General features: G+C 65.4%; 16 protein-coding genes. 4 read left to right on the top strand and 12 right to left on the bottom strand.

What is annotated here, in order from left to right; translation table 11 throughout:
- Positions 1–30 precede the first annotated feature (30 nt).
- From fabD to rpmF, 4 genes are all read right to left on the bottom strand, one after another.
- Entirely contained in the window at positions 31–972 is a 942-nt protein-coding gene (gene fabD, locus GM672_RS07015; protein WP_155469821.1) for an ACP S-malonyltransferase, read from the bottom strand.
- Between the two features lie 197 nt (positions 973–1,169).
- Positions 1,170–2,156 carry a beta-ketoacyl-ACP synthase III gene (locus tag GM672_RS07010; protein ID WP_155469820.1) on the bottom strand — a complete coding sequence of 329 codons (987 nt, stop codon included), beginning with the start codon at positions 2,154–2,156 and terminating at the stop codon, positions 1,170–1,172.
- Positions 2,157–2,162: 6 nt separating this feature from the next.
- Positions 2,163–3,218: a phosphate acyltransferase PlsX gene (gene plsX, locus GM672_RS07005; RefSeq protein ID WP_155469819.1), complete on the bottom strand. Its 1,056-nt coding sequence runs from the start codon at positions 3,216–3,218 to the stop codon at positions 2,163–2,165.
- Positions 3,219–3,372: 154 nt separating this feature from the next.
- The gene (gene rpmF, locus GM672_RS07000) at positions 3,373–3,555 is read right to left on the bottom strand and encodes a 50S ribosomal protein L32 (RefSeq protein WP_028104096.1); all 183 of its coding nucleotides are present in this window, start codon (positions 3,553–3,555) and stop codon (positions 3,373–3,375) included.
- Between the two features lie 54 nt (positions 3,556–3,609).
- On the opposite strand from rpmF, the gene GM672_RS06995 reads away from it, so the two are divergent.
- Complete coding sequence (locus GM672_RS06995; protein ID WP_155469818.1) at positions 3,610–3,768, top strand: hypothetical protein; 159 nt, start codon at positions 3,610–3,612, stop codon at positions 3,766–3,768.
- On the opposite strand, the gene GM672_RS06990 is transcribed toward GM672_RS06995, so the two are convergent.
- Complete coding sequence (locus GM672_RS06990) at positions 3,755–4,261, bottom strand: YceD family protein (RefSeq protein WP_155469817.1); 507 nt, start codon at positions 4,259–4,261, stop codon at positions 3,755–3,757. The two genes, GM672_RS06995 and GM672_RS06990, sit on opposite strands and share 14 nt — an antisense overlap.
- A gap of 200 nt (positions 4,262–4,461) precedes the next feature.
- On the opposite strand from GM672_RS06990, the gene GM672_RS06985 reads away from it, so the two are divergent.
- Positions 4,462–5,085, top strand: a complete 624-nt coding sequence (locus GM672_RS06985) for a Maf family nucleotide pyrophosphatase (protein WP_155469816.1) — start codon at positions 4,462–4,464, stop codon at positions 5,083–5,085.
- A 12-nt stretch (positions 5,086–5,097) separates the two neighbouring features.
- Complete coding sequence (locus GM672_RS06980) at positions 5,098–5,832, top strand: SAM-dependent methyltransferase (protein ID WP_155469815.1); 735 nt, start codon at positions 5,098–5,100, stop codon at positions 5,830–5,832.
- A 12-nt stretch (positions 5,833–5,844) separates the two neighbouring features.
- Here GM672_RS06980 and GM672_RS06975 read toward each other — a convergent pair whose 3' ends face one another.
- From GM672_RS06975 to GM672_RS06955, 5 genes are all read right to left on the bottom strand, one after another.
- Positions 5,845–7,128, bottom strand: coding sequence for an EAL and HDOD domain-containing protein (locus tag GM672_RS06975; RefSeq protein ID WP_155469814.1), 1,284 nt, complete (start codon positions 7,126–7,128; stop codon positions 5,845–5,847).
- A gap of 112 nt (positions 7,129–7,240) precedes the next feature.
- Positions 7,241–8,197, bottom strand: coding sequence for a 23S rRNA (adenine(2030)-N(6))-methyltransferase RlmJ (locus tag GM672_RS06970; protein WP_155469813.1), 957 nt, complete (start codon positions 8,195–8,197; stop codon positions 7,241–7,243).
- Between the two features lie 145 nt (positions 8,198–8,342).
- Positions 8,343–9,638 (bottom strand): isocitrate lyase, encoded by a 1,296-nt coding sequence (gene aceA / locus GM672_RS06965; protein WP_155469812.1) that lies wholly within the window; start codon positions 9,636–9,638, stop codon positions 8,343–8,345.
- Positions 9,625–9,861, bottom strand: coding sequence for a hypothetical protein (locus GM672_RS06960; protein ID WP_155469811.1), 237 nt, complete (start codon positions 9,859–9,861; stop codon positions 9,625–9,627). The genes aceA and GM672_RS06960 overlap by 14 nt, the downstream gene beginning before the upstream one ends.
- 117 nt (positions 9,862–9,978) lie before the next feature.
- Positions 9,979–11,214: an MFS transporter gene (locus GM672_RS06955; protein WP_155469810.1), complete on the bottom strand. Its 1,236-nt coding sequence runs from the start codon at positions 11,212–11,214 to the stop codon at positions 9,979–9,981.
- A gap of 85 nt (positions 11,215–11,299) precedes the next feature.
- Here GM672_RS06955 and GM672_RS06950 point away from each other — a divergent pair, with 85 nt between their 5' ends.
- Positions 11,300–12,094 (top strand): helix-turn-helix transcriptional regulator, encoded by a 795-nt coding sequence (locus tag GM672_RS06950; RefSeq protein ID WP_155469809.1) that lies wholly within the window; start codon positions 11,300–11,302, stop codon positions 12,092–12,094.
- Positions 12,095–12,110: 16 nt separating this feature from the next.
- Here GM672_RS06950 and GM672_RS06945 read toward each other — a convergent pair whose 3' ends face one another.
- Positions 12,111–12,668, bottom strand: a complete 558-nt coding sequence (locus GM672_RS06945) for a PEP-CTERM sorting domain-containing protein (protein WP_155469808.1) — start codon at positions 12,666–12,668, stop codon at positions 12,111–12,113.
- Between the two features lie 28 nt (positions 12,669–12,696).
- The gene (locus tag GM672_RS06940; protein ID WP_155469807.1) at positions 12,697–13,233 is read right to left on the bottom strand and encodes a PEP-CTERM sorting domain-containing protein; all 537 of its coding nucleotides are present in this window, start codon (positions 13,231–13,233) and stop codon (positions 12,697–12,699) included.
- Positions 13,234–13,658: the final 425 nt, after the last annotated feature.

Genomic DNA, 13,658 nt, shown 5'->3' with positions numbered 1-13,658 from the left:
ATGCGATCGTGCAGGTTCGGATCGCGCAGTTTACTGCAGCGTGGCCAGTACGCGTTCCAGCGAGGCCTGGTCGACGATGGCGTCGCCCGCCAGGTTCGCGTCGATGCGCTTGGCCAGGCCCATCAGCACCTTGCCGGGACCGCATTCGATCACCTGCGTGATGCCCTGGGCGGCCACCTGCTGCATCGTCTCGACCCAGCGCACGGGGCTGGCGGCCTGGCGCACCAGCGCATCCTTGATGCTGGCCCGGTCGCGCAGCACGGCCACGTCGACGTTGTTGATCAGGTCGATCTGGGGCGCATTGAAATGCAGGTTCGCCATGTAGTCGCGCAGGCGGTCCGACGCAGGTTTCAGCAGCGAGGAATGGAACGGCGCCGACACGGGCAGTTTCATGGCACGCTTGGCGCCCTTGGCCTTGGCGATCTCGCAGGCCTTGTCGACGGCGGCCGTGTGGCCGGCGATGACGACCTGGGCCGGCGCGTTGAAGTTGACGGCCTCGACCACCTCTCCCGGCGCGGCGGCCTGCGCTTCGGCGCAGGCGGCGCGCACGTCCTCGTCGGACAGGCCCAGCACGACGGCCATCGTGCCCTGCCCTACCGGCACGGCTTCCTGCATGGCCTGGGCGCGGAAGCGCACCAGCGGCACGGCATCCTTGAACGGAATCACGCCGGCGGCCACCAGGGCCGAGTATTCACCGAGGCTGTGGCCGGCAACGACGGACGGAACGGGGCCGCCCGCGGCGATCCACGCGCGGTACACGGCCACGGCGGCCGTCAGCATGGCCGGCTGCGTGTTGGTGGTCAGGTCCAGGTCTTCCTTCGGACCTTCGGCAATCAGCTTGCCCAGGTCGAACTGCAGCGCGTCGGACGCCTCGGCGACCGTCTGCGCCACCACCGGGTTGCCGGCAAAGCCTTCCAGCATGGCGACGGCCTGGGAACCCTGGCCGGGAAATACAAATGCAAATTTGCTCATCTTCGTTCTCGTTATTGGTTAGCCAACACGGCCTTGCAGCCGCCGCAAGACTACCGCGCCGGCGCCGGCACGGCTCAGGCTGGCTTGTAGAACACTAATTCTAAAACGGCGCGCATTGTACACCTTCGTTACGATCGAACCTAACTCCGTGCGCACTTCTGAGCGGCAGCAAGACGTGTGTTCATGGCTGTCGTCAATTACATACGCGCCAGCACAGCGCCCCAGGTGAACCCGCCACCGACACCTTCCATCATGACGACGTCGCCCGGCTTGACGCGGCCGTCGCGCACGGCGACGTCCAGCGCCAGGGGAATCGACGCGGCCGACGTGTTGCCGTGCTGGTCGACGGTGACGACCATCTTTTCCAGCGGCAGGCCCAGCTTCTTGGCCGTGCCCTTCATGATGCGGATATTGGCCTGGTGCGGGATCAGCCAGTCGATCTGGTCCGGCGTCATGCCGGCCTTGTCCAGCGCTTCGTTGGCCACCTGCTCCAGCACGGTGACGGCCAGCTTGAACACGGCCTGGCCGTCCATGTACAGGAAGGCGCTGCCGGCCACGGCACCACCGGCCACGTTCCCCGGCACGGACAGGATGTCCGCATGGCGGCCGTCGGCGTGCAGCTTGCAGGCCAGGATGCCCGGCTCCCGGGCCGCCGTCATGACGATGGCGCCGGCGCCGTCGCCGAACAGCACGCAGGTGGTGCGGTCCTCGAAATTGAGGATGCGCGAGAATACTTCGGTGCCGATCACGAGCACGTTCTTGTGCATGCCGGACTTGATGAAGCTGTCGGCCGAGGCGACGGCATACACGAAGCCGCTGCAGACGGCCTGGACGTCGACGGCGGCGCTCGTGTTGGTCATGCCCAGCTTGCGCTGGACGATGCAGGCCGTGCTGGGGAAGCTGCCGAGGAAATCCGGCGTCGAGCTGGCGACGATGATCAGGTCGATATCGTTCGGCGCGAGGCCGGCCATTTCCAGGGCCCGCCGGGCCGCCTGCACGCCCAGGTCGGACGACACCTGTTCCGGCGCCGCGTAATGGCGTGCCGTGATGCCGCTGCGGGACGAGATCCACTCGTCCGACGTTTCGATGCCCTTGGCCGCCAGTTGGGCCGTCAGGTCGGCGTTGGTGACCCGCCGCTCAGGCAGGTAGCTGCCGGTACCGATAATTTTGCTGTACAAAGTCATGCAGTCTCATCCGATATTCGTTGCGTTCGGTTGTGGTTCGCGCGGCATCAGCTCGGCGATCATGTCCGCCAGCTGCTGTTGCACGTCGTTTTTGGCAGCATCATACGCCCTCCGGATGGCCCACTCGAAAGCTTCGGCATCGGCGCCGCCATGGCTCTTGAACACGAGGCCGCGCAGGCCCAGCAGGCTGGCGCCGTTGTAGCGCGAAGGATTGAGGCGCCTGCCGATGCGCGTCAGTGCGCTTTTCGCGATCAGCGCACCGAGCATCGTCAGCGGGCCGCGCTTGAATTCGGCCGTCAGCACCATCTTGAAATAGCGCGCCAGGCCTTCGATGGCCTTGAGCATCACGTTGCCCGTGAAGCCGTCGCAGATGACGACGTCGGTGGTGCCCTTGAAGATGTCGTTGCCCTCCACATTGCCGTGGAAGTTCAGCTTGCCCCGCTCATGGTCCTCGCGCAGCAGCTGCGACGTGGCCTTGACCACTTCGTTGCCCTTGATGTCCTCGGTGCCCACATTGAGCAGGCCGATCGTGGGCCTGGCGATGCCTTCCATCGCATGCACCAGCACGGAACCCATGATGGCGAACTGGTGCAGGTGGTGCGGTTCGCAGTCGACGTTCGCGCCCAGGTCCATCAGGTAGGTCGGGCCGTCCTTCTGGTTCGGCATGATGGTGCAGATGGCGGGCCGGTCCACGCCCGGCATGGTTTTCAATACGTAGCGCGACACGGCCATCAGGGCGCCCGTGTTGCCGGCCGAGACGCAGGCCTGGGCCTTGCCGTCCTTGACCTGTTCGATCGCCACGCGCATCGACGAATCCTTCTTGCGGCGCAGCGCCACTTCGAGGGGGTCGTCCATCGTCACCTGCTCGGAGGCATGGTGCACCGTCACGCGGGGATGGTCTTGCGCATGGAGCTTCTTCAGCCCGGCATGGATGACGTCTTCCAGGCCGACCAGTGTCAGCTCGGCGTCGGGTTGGCGTTTAAGAAAGGAAATTGCGGCGGGGATGGTGACCGAAGGGCCGTGGTCTCCGCCCATGCAGTCGATTGAGATTTTGATTGTCATTGCGGGCAAGAAGCAATTCCGACGGGGTTGTCAGAGCCTGCGGTATTCAGTTGCACGCCGCGCAGAATTTTGCGGCGGGGGAAACGAAAAAGCGGTGCCACGTCAGATACACTGCGTTGCACCGCTTCGGGTCTTTGCCGAACAAAAACGTCGATTACTCGTCGTTCTTGGTCTTCAGCACTTTGCGACCACGGTAGAAGCCGTTAGGGCTGATGTGGTGACGCAGGTGCGTTTCGCCGGTGGTTGGCTCGACGGCCAGGTTTGGCGCAACCAGGAAATCGTGCGAACGGTGCATGCCGCGCTTCGATGGGGATTTTTTATTCTGCTGAACTGCCATGATGACTCCTAATACTTAAGTTCTAAAATTTTAACACAATCGACCGGCAAATAGATGCAAATCGAGTATCCCAGCGGCAATCGCTTGCCGAAACTGCATGGTGCTAAATGCCTGCTGCTCTACTACAACATGCCAATACTCGCAGCGCGCCTGGCACGTTCTTCAAAACGCTTCCTCGCAGAAGCGGGTACTGCAAAACTTATGGTTTCTTGAGTTCGCGCAGGGCGTCGAACGGGGATTTCTTTTCGCCCTTGACCGAATCGAGCAGCGCCGTATCGGGGCAGACATCGTGCTTCGGTGCTTGCGGCAAGGCCAGCAGGGCCTCGTCTTCAATCAGGTCCATCAGGTTCATCGAGCGGGTGCCGACGATGACGTCGATCGTCTCGTCGTCGACGATCTCTTCGATCTCGTCGGCGTGGGCATCGCTTTCTCCCAGCAGCAGCGTCGTCGCGGAGTCGATCTCGTACGCGAACGGGTTCAGGCAGCGCTGGCAGGTCAATTGCACGGTACCGGCCACGGCCATCTGCATCTGCGGGAAGCCATGCTTGCTGGTGCCGCCTTCGGCATGCCAGCTGATGCTACCGGAGGCATCGGCGCAGTCGCGCACCAGCCGTGCCATCTCCGCCACGGGCGTCACGCCTTCGCGGGTGCTGTTGGTCCGACAGAATTCAAAGGCGTCGATCACCGAAGCAACTTGTGCAGTCATGGACTAAAATTTCCCTGGAAAACCTGCGATAATAACAGGGTTTTCGGCGCCACGTCAAAAGTTTGCGTGAGGCTTGAGCCCCATCTGCGCCCCATCGGGAAAGGTTGCGGCCGGGAGTTACGAGTCGCCATCCCATGCGCGAACCCTACGGCGCACAAAGCATATAACAATTCGTGGCGCCTCGCCACAAAAAACTTTCCATGAGCCCAACGCCTGACACCCCCACCCCTGCCGCTCTTCCCGCACTGATCCTTGCCAGCAGTTCCGCCTACCGCCGCGAACTGCTGGCGCGCCTGCACCTGCCGTTCACGGTCGACGTGCCCGATATCGACGAATCGCCGTTGCCCGGCGAAAGCCCTGCCGCCACGGCGCTGCGCCTGGCCCGCGCCAAGGCCGCCGCCGTGGCCGCGCGCCACCCGGGCAGCCTCGTCATCGGCTCGGACCAGGTCGCCACGCTGGACGGCCGCCAGATCGGCAAGCCGGGCCACCACGCCGCCGCGCTGGCGCAACTGCAGTCGATGCGGGGGCGCGACGTGGTGTTCCATACGGCCCTGTGCCTATGGGACGGACGCAACGGCAGTTGCGACGTGCAGGACATCAGGACCGTCGTCGCCTTCCGCGACCTGCCCGACGCCGAACTGGACGCCTACCTGCGCATCGAGCAGCCCTACGATTGCGCCGGCAGCGCGAAAAACGAGGGGCTGGGCATCGCCATCCTGGACCGCATCGATTCGACCGACCCGACAGCGCTGACGGGCCTGCCCCTGATTGCGCTGACGGGCATGCTGCGCCGCGCCGGCGTCCCCTTCTTCACTCACCCATAACAAGAAACCACCATGCCAGGCACGCTTTACCTGATTCCGAACACCTTGGGCGAGACCGTCTCGCTGGACCACGTCATCCCCACCCACGTGCAAGCGCTTACCGCGCAACTGACCCATTTCGTCGCCGAAAACGCGAAGACGGCGCGGGCCTTCCTGAAGCTCGTCAACGCCAGCCACCCGCTGGCCGCGCCGCTGCAGGAAATCGCCATCGCCGAACTGAATGTGAACACGAAGGCCGATGCGCTGGCGGGCCTGCTGGCGCCGCTGCTGGACGGCCACGACGTCGGCCTGCTGTCCGAGGCGGGCGTGCCGGCCGTGGCCGATCCCGGCGCCGACCTGGTGCGCCTGGCCCATGTCAAGGCGATTCCCGTGCGCCCGCTGGTGGGCCCGTCGTCGCTGCTGCTGGCCGTGATGGCAAGCGGCCTGAACGGCCAAAGCTTCGCCTTCAACGGCTACCTGCCGACGGACGCGGCCGCCCGCACGAAGCGCCTGCGCGAACTGGAAACCCGCTCGCGCCAGGAAAAGCAGACCCAGCTCTTTATCGAGACGCCATACCGCAATGGCCAGCTGCTCGAAGCGCTGGCGGCAAGCTGCCAGGGCGGCACCCTGATCTGCGTGGCAACGGACATCAGCCTGGCCACGGAAACCATCCGCACGCGCACGGCGGCCCAATGGCAGGCCGCGCTGGCCGCCGGCCAGGGGCCGGACTTCCACAAGAAACCGACGGTGTTTTTACTGCTGGCTTGACGCCGGTTCGCGTCAGCGGCGAACCGGCTCGGCAATGGCCAGCCGGTACTCGTTGACCCACTCGTACGCCGCCAGCTGGCAGGCGTACAGTTCCGACGGCGACAGCTTCAGCCTGTGCAGCAGCGCCGTCAGTTCGGGGCCTTCCTGGGCCCGCTCGATCATCTCGATCAGCTTGAGTGTCTCGCCGTAGGTCCCGGTCCGGTGCAGCAGTGCCTCGCGTACTTCCTCGACGACATTGACGCTGCCGAGGATTTCCGACATGGCGACGGAAAACAGGGTGTCCATCAGCGACATGATGCCCACCGTGAAGCCGATGTCGGCGCTGATGCGCTCGCCCGGCTGCAGCCTTTCCAGCAGCAGCTCCATCGTCTTGCCCCGCGTCGTGGCCAGCTGCAGCAGCGGCGAATCGTATTGATGGCCTTTCACATACAGCAGGATCTGCAGCCAGCGCTGCAACTGGCGTCGGCCCAGTACGATCAGCGCGTGCGACACGGAATTGATGCGGAAGCGCGCGCCGACGGCCGGCGTATTGACCAAGCGCAGCAGGTTCAGGGTGATCAGGGGGTCGAGCTTGACGCTGCGTTCGATATCGCGCTGGTCGGCATCGCCGTTGAGCAGGTCCAGCAGGTGCATGATGGCCAGCTGGGACGGGGCGATCTTCTTGCCCGACAGGATGACGGGGCGGGCAAAATAATAGCCCTGGAAGTACTCGAAGCCCAGGTCCATGCACTGGCGGAATTCCTCGTGCGTTTCCACCTTCTCGGCCAGCAGCTTCTGGTGCGGGCTTTTCAGCGAACGCGTCAACGTCGCCAGGGCGGCCGGCGCCATCTGCCGGATATCGATCTTGATGATGTCCATCAGCGGGCGCAGCTTCGTCAGGCTTTCCGACGTGCCCGCCACATCGTCCAGCGCGAACTTGAAGCCGGCCGCGCGCAATTCCACCAGCCGCGCCAGCACGTCCGGCGTGGGCTCGACCGTTTCCAGCACTTCCAGGATGACCTTGTCGTTCGGCAGGAAGCGGATGAAGTCGCTCATCAGCCCTTCCGTGTCGACATTGACATAGGCCAGCTGGTCCCCGACCACCTGCTCCATGCCCAGCTCGGAAGCATGGGCGATGACGGAGGCCGTCGCGGCCGTACCGTCGGTGAACTGGGCATCACCGCTTTCGGCGTTGCGATACAGCAGCTCGTAGGCGACGAGCCGCTGGTTGCGGTTCAGGATGGGTTGCCGCGCCAGGAAAAAATTATTGGCGAAAGGCATGGGGATGGCCGCTGCCGGACTTGCTGCCAGAGTCATCAGACGCACCTGCTGTTTTACCTGCTGTTGGATTATTTACCGGATACACTTTTAGTACAATCTTGCAAGCGTACCGTGCCGTGGCAATCCTGGCAATTCCTTTATGGCGCCTTTAATCCTCTTTTAATGCACTTTTAGGCTTCCTTGGGCTGGCAAGCCGCGCATCGCGCTTCGTCGGTGTGGTGGCGTCGCCACTTTCCAGCGTGTACGTGGCGCCCTTGTCGCGCCCCAGCACGCGCACCAGGTAGGGCATCACTTCCTTCAGGGTCGGCAGCAGGGTGTACGGCGGGTTCAGGATGAACATGCCGCTGCTGTGCAGGCCGAAGCCGTCCGGACCGGGCGTGGACACCGTCAACGTCACGTCGATCCAGCTGGCGGCCGGCAGGCGCTTGAGCTTCTCGGCGAAATTGCGCGCCTCGATACGCTGCAGCACGGGATACCAGATCGCATACATGCCCGTGGGGAAGCGCTTGAGCGCATCGCCCAGCATGTCGGCCACCTTTTTATAGTCCTGCTTGTCCTCGTACGGCGGATCGCACAGCACCAGGGCGCGGCGCGACGGCGGCGGCAGCAGCGCGCGCACGCCCAGGAAGCCGTCGGCCTTGTTGACGATGACGCGCTTGCCCCGTGTCGTGGGACGGTGGCCCTGCGCGGCCTGGTGCGCTTCGAGCTTGCGGAAGTTCTCGTCCAGCAGCCGCACGTCGGCCGGGTGCAGCTCGAACAGGCGCAGCCGGTCCATTTCGCGCGCCACCTGTTCGGCGCAGTACGGCGAGCCGGGGTAGTAGCGCATCTTGCCGCTGGGGTTCATCGCCTTCACCAGGTTGACGTATTCGGCCAGTGCGGGCGGCAGGTCGGTGCGCTCCCACAGGGGGCCGATGCCCGTGTCGAATTCCGCGTTCTTGGTGGCCTGGGGGCTGTCGAGCGAATACACGCCGGCGCCGGCATGGGTGTCGATGTAGCTGTAGGCAACGTCTTTCTGGTTCAGGTATTGCAGCAGCTGGATCTGGACGAAGTGCTTCAGGACATCGGCGTGATTGCCGGCATGGAAGGCGTGGCGGTAACTGAACATGGTCTTCTTTTCGGTGATTCAAGCCGCCATTATCCCAGAGAACCTGGAACGGACCAAAAACCGGACAGCAAAAAGCCGCGGCTTCTGGCCGCGGCTTTCTTTTCGGCGGCCAGGTTCGGGCCGCCGCGCATGCACTGGTCGCCGTTTAGGCGACTTTTTGATCGAAGAACTGCGCGTCCTCGGTGGAGCCGCGCAGCGCCGTGGTCGAGCTCTCGCCCTGCTGCACCACCTGCGTGACGGCGTCGAAGTAGCCCGTGCCCACTTCGCGCTGGTGCTTGACGGCCGTGAAGCCCCGGTCGGCCGCGGCGAATTCGGCCTCCTGCAGCTCGACGAAGGCCGACATCTGCCGGCGCGCATAGCCGTGGGCCAGGTTGAACATGCCGTAGTTCAGCGAGTGGAAGCCGGCCAGGGTGATGAACTGGAACTTGTAGCCCATCGCGCCCAGCTCGCGCTGGAAGCGGGCGATGGTGGCGTCGTCCAGGTTCTTCTTCCAGTTGAACGACGGCGAGCAGTTATAGGCCAGCAGCTTGCCGGGGAATCGCGCGTGAACGGCTTCGGCGAAGCGCTTGGCGAAGGCCAGGTCCGGCTTGCCCGTCTCGCACCACACCAGGTCGGCATGGGGCGCATAGGCCAGCGCGCGGGCGACGGCCTGGTCGATGCCGGGGCGCACCCGGTAGAAGCCTTCCACGGTACGCTCGCCCGTGCAGAAGGGCTTGTCGTTGTCGTCCACGTCGGACGTCAACAGGTCGGCCGCTTCCGCATCCGTGCGGGCGATCACGAGGGTCGACGTGCCCATCACGTCGGCCGCCAGACGCGCCGCCGACAGTTTTTCCACCGCCTCGCGGGTCGGCACGAGCACCTTGCCACCCATATGGCCGCATTTCTTGGCCGAGGCCAGCTGGTCCTCGAAATGCACGCCGGCCGCGCCCGCCTCGATCATGGCCTTCATCAGCTCGAAGGCATTCAGCACGCCGCCGAAGCCCGCTTCCGCGTCGGCCACGATGGGCGCGAAGAAGTCGATGTCGTCCCGGCCCTCGGCCCACTGGATCTGGTCGGCCCGCTGCAAGGTGTTGTTGATGCGCTTGACGACCAGCGGCACGGAGTTGGCCGGGTACAGCGACTGGTCCGGATACATTTCGCCGGCCACGTTGGCGTCGCCCGCCACCTGCCAGCCGGACAGGTAGATGGCCTTCAGGCCCGCCTTCACCTGCTGCAGGGCCTGGTTGCCCGTCAGCGCGCCCAGCGCATTGACGAAGGGTTCGTTATTGACGAGCTCCCACAGCTTCTCGGCGCCGCGCCGGGCGATCGTGTGCTCGACCGGCAGCGATCCGCGCAGGCGCACCACGTCCTCGGCGCCGTAGCCGCGCCGGATGCCCTGCCAGCGGGGATTGCTTGCCCAATCCTGCCGCAGTGCCGCTGCCTGCTGTTCACGAGTTGCCATGCTGCCCTCCTGTGGAATGCGAAAAAAATACGCTCGCCGTTGCAACTATCTTAACCGCAGCCAGCCCGCGCGTTGCTGGTCTTGTATAAGACATATAAGCAAATAATTCGTCATGTCTTTCAAGGACTTGCCTTGCATATTTCATGATGCGGAAAACAATTTCTTCTTTCGGGAATTTTCGCGCTGCTGAGCTCAGAGCGCATTTCAAATCGTGGAATGCCATTTGCGCCCCATGAAACACGGCTTTGATAAAAATAATGCCCCGGCAGGCGGGGCATCGGTTTGCGCAAACGCATTCATTCCAGGTTGCATCAATCCCCTGTGGCGGCCCCGCGACCCATCAGTTGGCGGCGGCGCTGCCTTTCAACTGCACGGCGCGCGTGCTGCCGCCCACGCCGATGGCCGTGCCGATGGCCAGCACCTGGAACAGGGCCACGCCGGCGAACACCCAGCCGGGGTGGCCGGCGTCCATCACGGCGCCGAACAGCAGCGGACCGATGGACAGGCCCGTATCCAGGCCGGAATACACGACGCCGTAGACGCGGCCCGTGGCATTGGCCGGTGCGGCCGCGCGGATCATCAGGTCTCGCGACGGCCCCGCCACGCCCGAGCAGAAGCCGATCAGCGCCATCAGCGGCAACGCCATCCAGCCGGGCAGGAAGGCGCCGCCCAGCACCAGGGCCAGCACGGCGGCCAGCGCGAACGCCAGCGCCACGGTGCGGTCGTGGTGGCGGGCACCAGCCCCGGCGCCGAGGAAGCCGCCGGCCACCATGCCCAGGGCGGATGCGAGCATATAGGCCGTGTACGAGCCCGTCGCCAGCTCGCGCGAGATGCCGTACAGCTGCTCCAGGCCGAGGGCGGCAAAGGCCTGGATGCCGCCCAGCGCGACGGCCGTCAGGAAGAAGAAGGCAAAGCACAGCCACACGGTGGGCAGGCGCAGGAAGCCCAAGGTACCGCCGCCCGCGCCGCCGGGAGCCGCCGTCACCGGGGGATCGGGCCGCAGCGCGGCGCGGTTGGCCACCAGGATGGCCAGCACGGCGAACGGCAGAACGGCTGCGCAGGCCAGCGCCGTGCGCCAGCTGGCCAGGGCCGCCACCGTCGTCATGAACAGGGGCGCGGCGGCCCAGCCGATATTGCCGCTGATGCCGTGCACGGAAAAGCCGTGCGCCAGGCGCTCGCGCGACACGCGCTGGTTCAGCAAGGTGTAGTCGGCCGGGTGGAAGATGCTGTTGCCGACGCCGGCCAGCAGCGCGCCGCCCATCAGCGCCGCGTAGCTGTGCGCCAGCGACAGCACCAGGGCCGACACGCCCAGCATCGTCATGCCGAAGAACAGCACGCGGCGGGCGCCGACCCGGTCCACCACGAAGCCGGCCAGCGCCTGGCCGACGCCGGAGACGACGAAGAACACCGTCATCAACAGGCCCAGCTGCGCGTAGCTGAGGCCGAACTCGCTCTTCAGCCACGGAAACAGGGCCGCCAGGATCAGGTGGTAGAAGTGCGAAGTCCCGTGCGCCAGGCCGACCAGGGCAATGACCCTGGCGTCCTGGCGCAGCGTACTTGCGGGCGCTGTGCTCATGAGGAATCCTTTGCAAAACGCCAGTGTAGGCAAAAGGCCCGCGTCTGTTTTAAGATGGGGAGACAATCTTTATCGAATTCCTGCCATGAGCGTCGCCATCGTCCGCCACACCGCCCCCCTGTCCGACGGCAACAACCCTACCGCCCTGCTGCCCGTGACGATGTGCGGGCGCGACCTGGATACGGCGCAGAACCTGCCGCCGCACCGCCACCCGTGGGGCCAGCTGACCTACGCCCTCGACGGCGTGCTGCGCGTGACGGCGGCCGACAGCACGTGGATCGTGCCGCCGTCGCGCGCCGTGTGGATCGCGCCAGGCGTCGACCATGCCGTCACGGTGCTGGAACAGGCCCGGCTGCGCCCCTTGCGCATCCTGGCCGCACGCAATCCCTTCCCCGGCCACGACTGCCGCGTGCTGGACGTGTCGAGCCTGCTGCGCGAACTGCTGGCCGCGCTGGAGCAGCTGCCGGCCGGCACGCCCTCGCCCCGGGCCGACCTGGTGGCAAACCTGATCCTGGACGAAATGAGCCGCTGCGCCACCCGCCCCATCCGCGTGCCGCTGCCGCGCGACAAGCGCCTGGCCACCTTGTGCGCGGGCGTCATCGACGCGCCGGGCGCGGCCCACACCTTGGCCGGCTGGGCCGGCCGGGTCGGCGCCTCCGAGCGCACCCTGGCGCGCCTGTTCGAGCGCGAGCTGGGCATGAGTTTCGGCCAGTGGCGCCAGCAGGTGCGGCTGGCCCACGCGGCGCCGCTGATCGCGCGCGGCATGCCGCTGGCCCACGTGGCCGAGCAGCTGGGCTATGCCAACCAGTCGGCCTTTTCGCAGATGTTCCGCAAGACGTTCGGCTGCACGCCGTCGGCTTTCTTCGCCACCGCGCGCTGAGCCTGCTCCTCGGCGACTAGGCCTGCACGGCCTTGCGGCGGCGCGCCACCCCCACCGCCAGCAGGCCACCACCCAGCATCAGCCACGTCGATGGCTCGGGCACGGCCACCACGGCCAGCGGCCCCGGGATGACATGGCCCGGGCCGCCGATGGTGAAGCTGTAGGCGCCGTATTCCGAGTCGTTAAAGCCCGTCACGACAAAGGTGTACTGCACGCCGGCCGCCAGGCTGGCGACGAAACCGGACGTGTTCGGCGTCAGGATGTCGTCGTTGAAGCGCACCAGGTTGTGCTGCGGGTCGGCGGCATCGAAGCCGCCCGCGTACAGGATGATCATGCTGTCGAAGCGGGCCGCCTCGAGGAACTTGTAGCTGCCGTCCTGGTCGACATGGAAATCGAAGGCATCATAGGGCACGACGGTGCCCGGCGCGTTGAAGCCGGCGTCGACGTCCCAGGTCGGCTTGCCCGTGCTGTCCCCCACATGGGTGAAGAATTCGATGGCGCCGGCATTGCCGGACAGGCCGGCGAACAGGGCGCACGCAGCCAGGGCGGAACGGAACAGTGCTTGAATGGTCATGGCATTTCCTTTCGATAGTGGGGGCGGATCAGCGCGCGGCGCGGCGGCGGCGGGCGAAGGCGACGGCGGTCAGGCCGCCGGCCAGCATCAGCCACGTGGACGGCTCCGGCACGGCGCTGACCTGCACGCTGCCGGGCCCGCCGATGGTCAGGCTGTACTGGCCGAAATCGCTGTCGGTCAGGCCTGCCACGACGACCGTGTACTGCACTGTCGGCACAAGGAAATGGACGAAGCCAGACGTGTCCGGTGACAGCAGGTCGTTGTTCACACGCAGCAGGTGGTCCGTCGGCGCGGCCGGGTCAAAGGCGCCCTCATACAGGAAGATAGCGCTATCAAACCCGGCAATGGCAAGGAACTGCCAGGTGCCGGCGGCCGTCACTTCGAAGCTCAAGGCATCGTAGGGAACGGCGCTGCCGGCATCGATGAAGATGGCGCCGACGTCGAGCGTGGGTGCACCCGTCGTGTCGCCGCGGTCGATGTGGAAATCCGCCCTGGCGTTGCCGATCAGCCCGGCGCTCAAGGCGCAGATCGTCAGCGTTGCACGGAGGAGCTTGTTGAAGTTCATCGCGAGTCCTTTTGAGAGTGGAGAGGAAAAATCACTGGCCTGATGAGCGGACCCGGCAGGCGATATCAGTATTGCACGAGCCTTTCGCCGATATTAAGGAATAGACAAGTTTTTTTATTGCATGAACTTATGCATTTACCTTACGCATGGGAAGTTTCTCTATGGCCAGCGATGGCAGAGTGGAACAGGCGGGAACTGGCGGAATGAAGTGTGGTCACACGCTGTGGGCCGGCCGCGACAGTACTCGAATGGGGGATTGCAAGCTGGAAGGAAGCGCTTACAGCGCCGCCAGCAAGACGTGGGCGGCGGCCACGTCGCGCGTGCCCTGCCCTTCCGTGCAGCGCTCCAGCACGGGCGCGAGCAGCCTGGCGCCTTCGCCACCACGGCCCGCCCCGCGCAGCAGGCGCGCCAGGCTGGTGGCTGCG

It is taken from the genome of Pseudoduganella buxea (assembly GCF_009720835.1).
GTDB classification, from domain to species: domain Bacteria; phylum Pseudomonadota; class Gammaproteobacteria; order Burkholderiales; family Burkholderiaceae_D; genus Rugamonas; species Rugamonas buxea.
Note: the sequence above shows the minus strand (reverse complement) of the source record. Positions and strands in the feature narration are given on the sequence as shown.

Bases quoted from the DNA above. Each gene is read 5' to 3' on its own strand.
- fabD (WP_155469821.1), bottom strand. From the start codon at position 972: ATGAGCAAATTTGCATTTGTATTTCCCGGCCAGGGTTCCCAGGCCGTC.
- GM672_RS07010 (WP_155469820.1), bottom strand. From the start codon at position 2,156: ATGACTTTGTACAGCAAAATTATCGGTACCGGCAGCTACCTGCCTGAG.
- plsX (WP_155469819.1), bottom strand. From the start codon at position 3,218: ATGACAATCAAAATCTCAATCGACTGCATGGGCGGAGACCACGGCCCT.
- rpmF (WP_028104096.1), bottom strand. From the start codon at position 3,555: ATGGCAGTTCAGCAGAATAAAAAATCCCCATCGAAGCGCGGCATGCAC.
- GM672_RS06995 (WP_155469818.1), top strand. From the start codon at position 3,610: ATGCAAATCGAGTATCCCAGCGGCAATCGCTTGCCGAAACTGCATGGT.
- GM672_RS06990 (WP_155469817.1), bottom strand. From the start codon at position 4,261: ATGACTGCACAAGTTGCTTCGGTGATCGACGCCTTTGAATTCTGTCGG.
- GM672_RS06985 (WP_155469816.1), top strand. From the start codon at position 4,462: ATGAGCCCAACGCCTGACACCCCCACCCCTGCCGCTCTTCCCGCACTG.
- GM672_RS06980 (WP_155469815.1), top strand. From the start codon at position 5,098: ATGCCAGGCACGCTTTACCTGATTCCGAACACCTTGGGCGAGACCGTC.
- GM672_RS06975 (WP_155469814.1), bottom strand. From the start codon at position 7,128: ATGACTCTGGCAGCAAGTCCGGCAGCGGCCATCCCCATGCCTTTCGCC.
- GM672_RS06970 (WP_155469813.1), bottom strand. From the start codon at position 8,197: ATGTTCAGTTACCGCCACGCCTTCCATGCCGGCAATCACGCCGATGTC.
- aceA (WP_155469812.1), bottom strand. From the start codon at position 9,638: ATGGCAACTCGTGAACAGCAGGCAGCGGCACTGCGGCAGGATTGGGCA.
- GM672_RS06960 (WP_155469811.1), bottom strand. From the start codon at position 9,861: ATGGCATTCCACGATTTGAAATGCGCTCTGAGCTCAGCAGCGCGAAAA.
- GM672_RS06955 (WP_155469810.1), bottom strand. From the start codon at position 11,214: ATGAGCACAGCGCCCGCAAGTACGCTGCGCCAGGACGCCAGGGTCATT.
- GM672_RS06950 (WP_155469809.1), top strand. From the start codon at position 11,300: ATGAGCGTCGCCATCGTCCGCCACACCGCCCCCCTGTCCGACGGCAAC.
- GM672_RS06945 (WP_155469808.1), bottom strand. From the start codon at position 12,668: ATGACCATTCAAGCACTGTTCCGTTCCGCCCTGGCTGCGTGCGCCCTG.
- GM672_RS06940 (WP_155469807.1), bottom strand. From the start codon at position 13,233: ATGAACTTCAACAAGCTCCTCCGTGCAACGCTGACGATCTGCGCCTTG.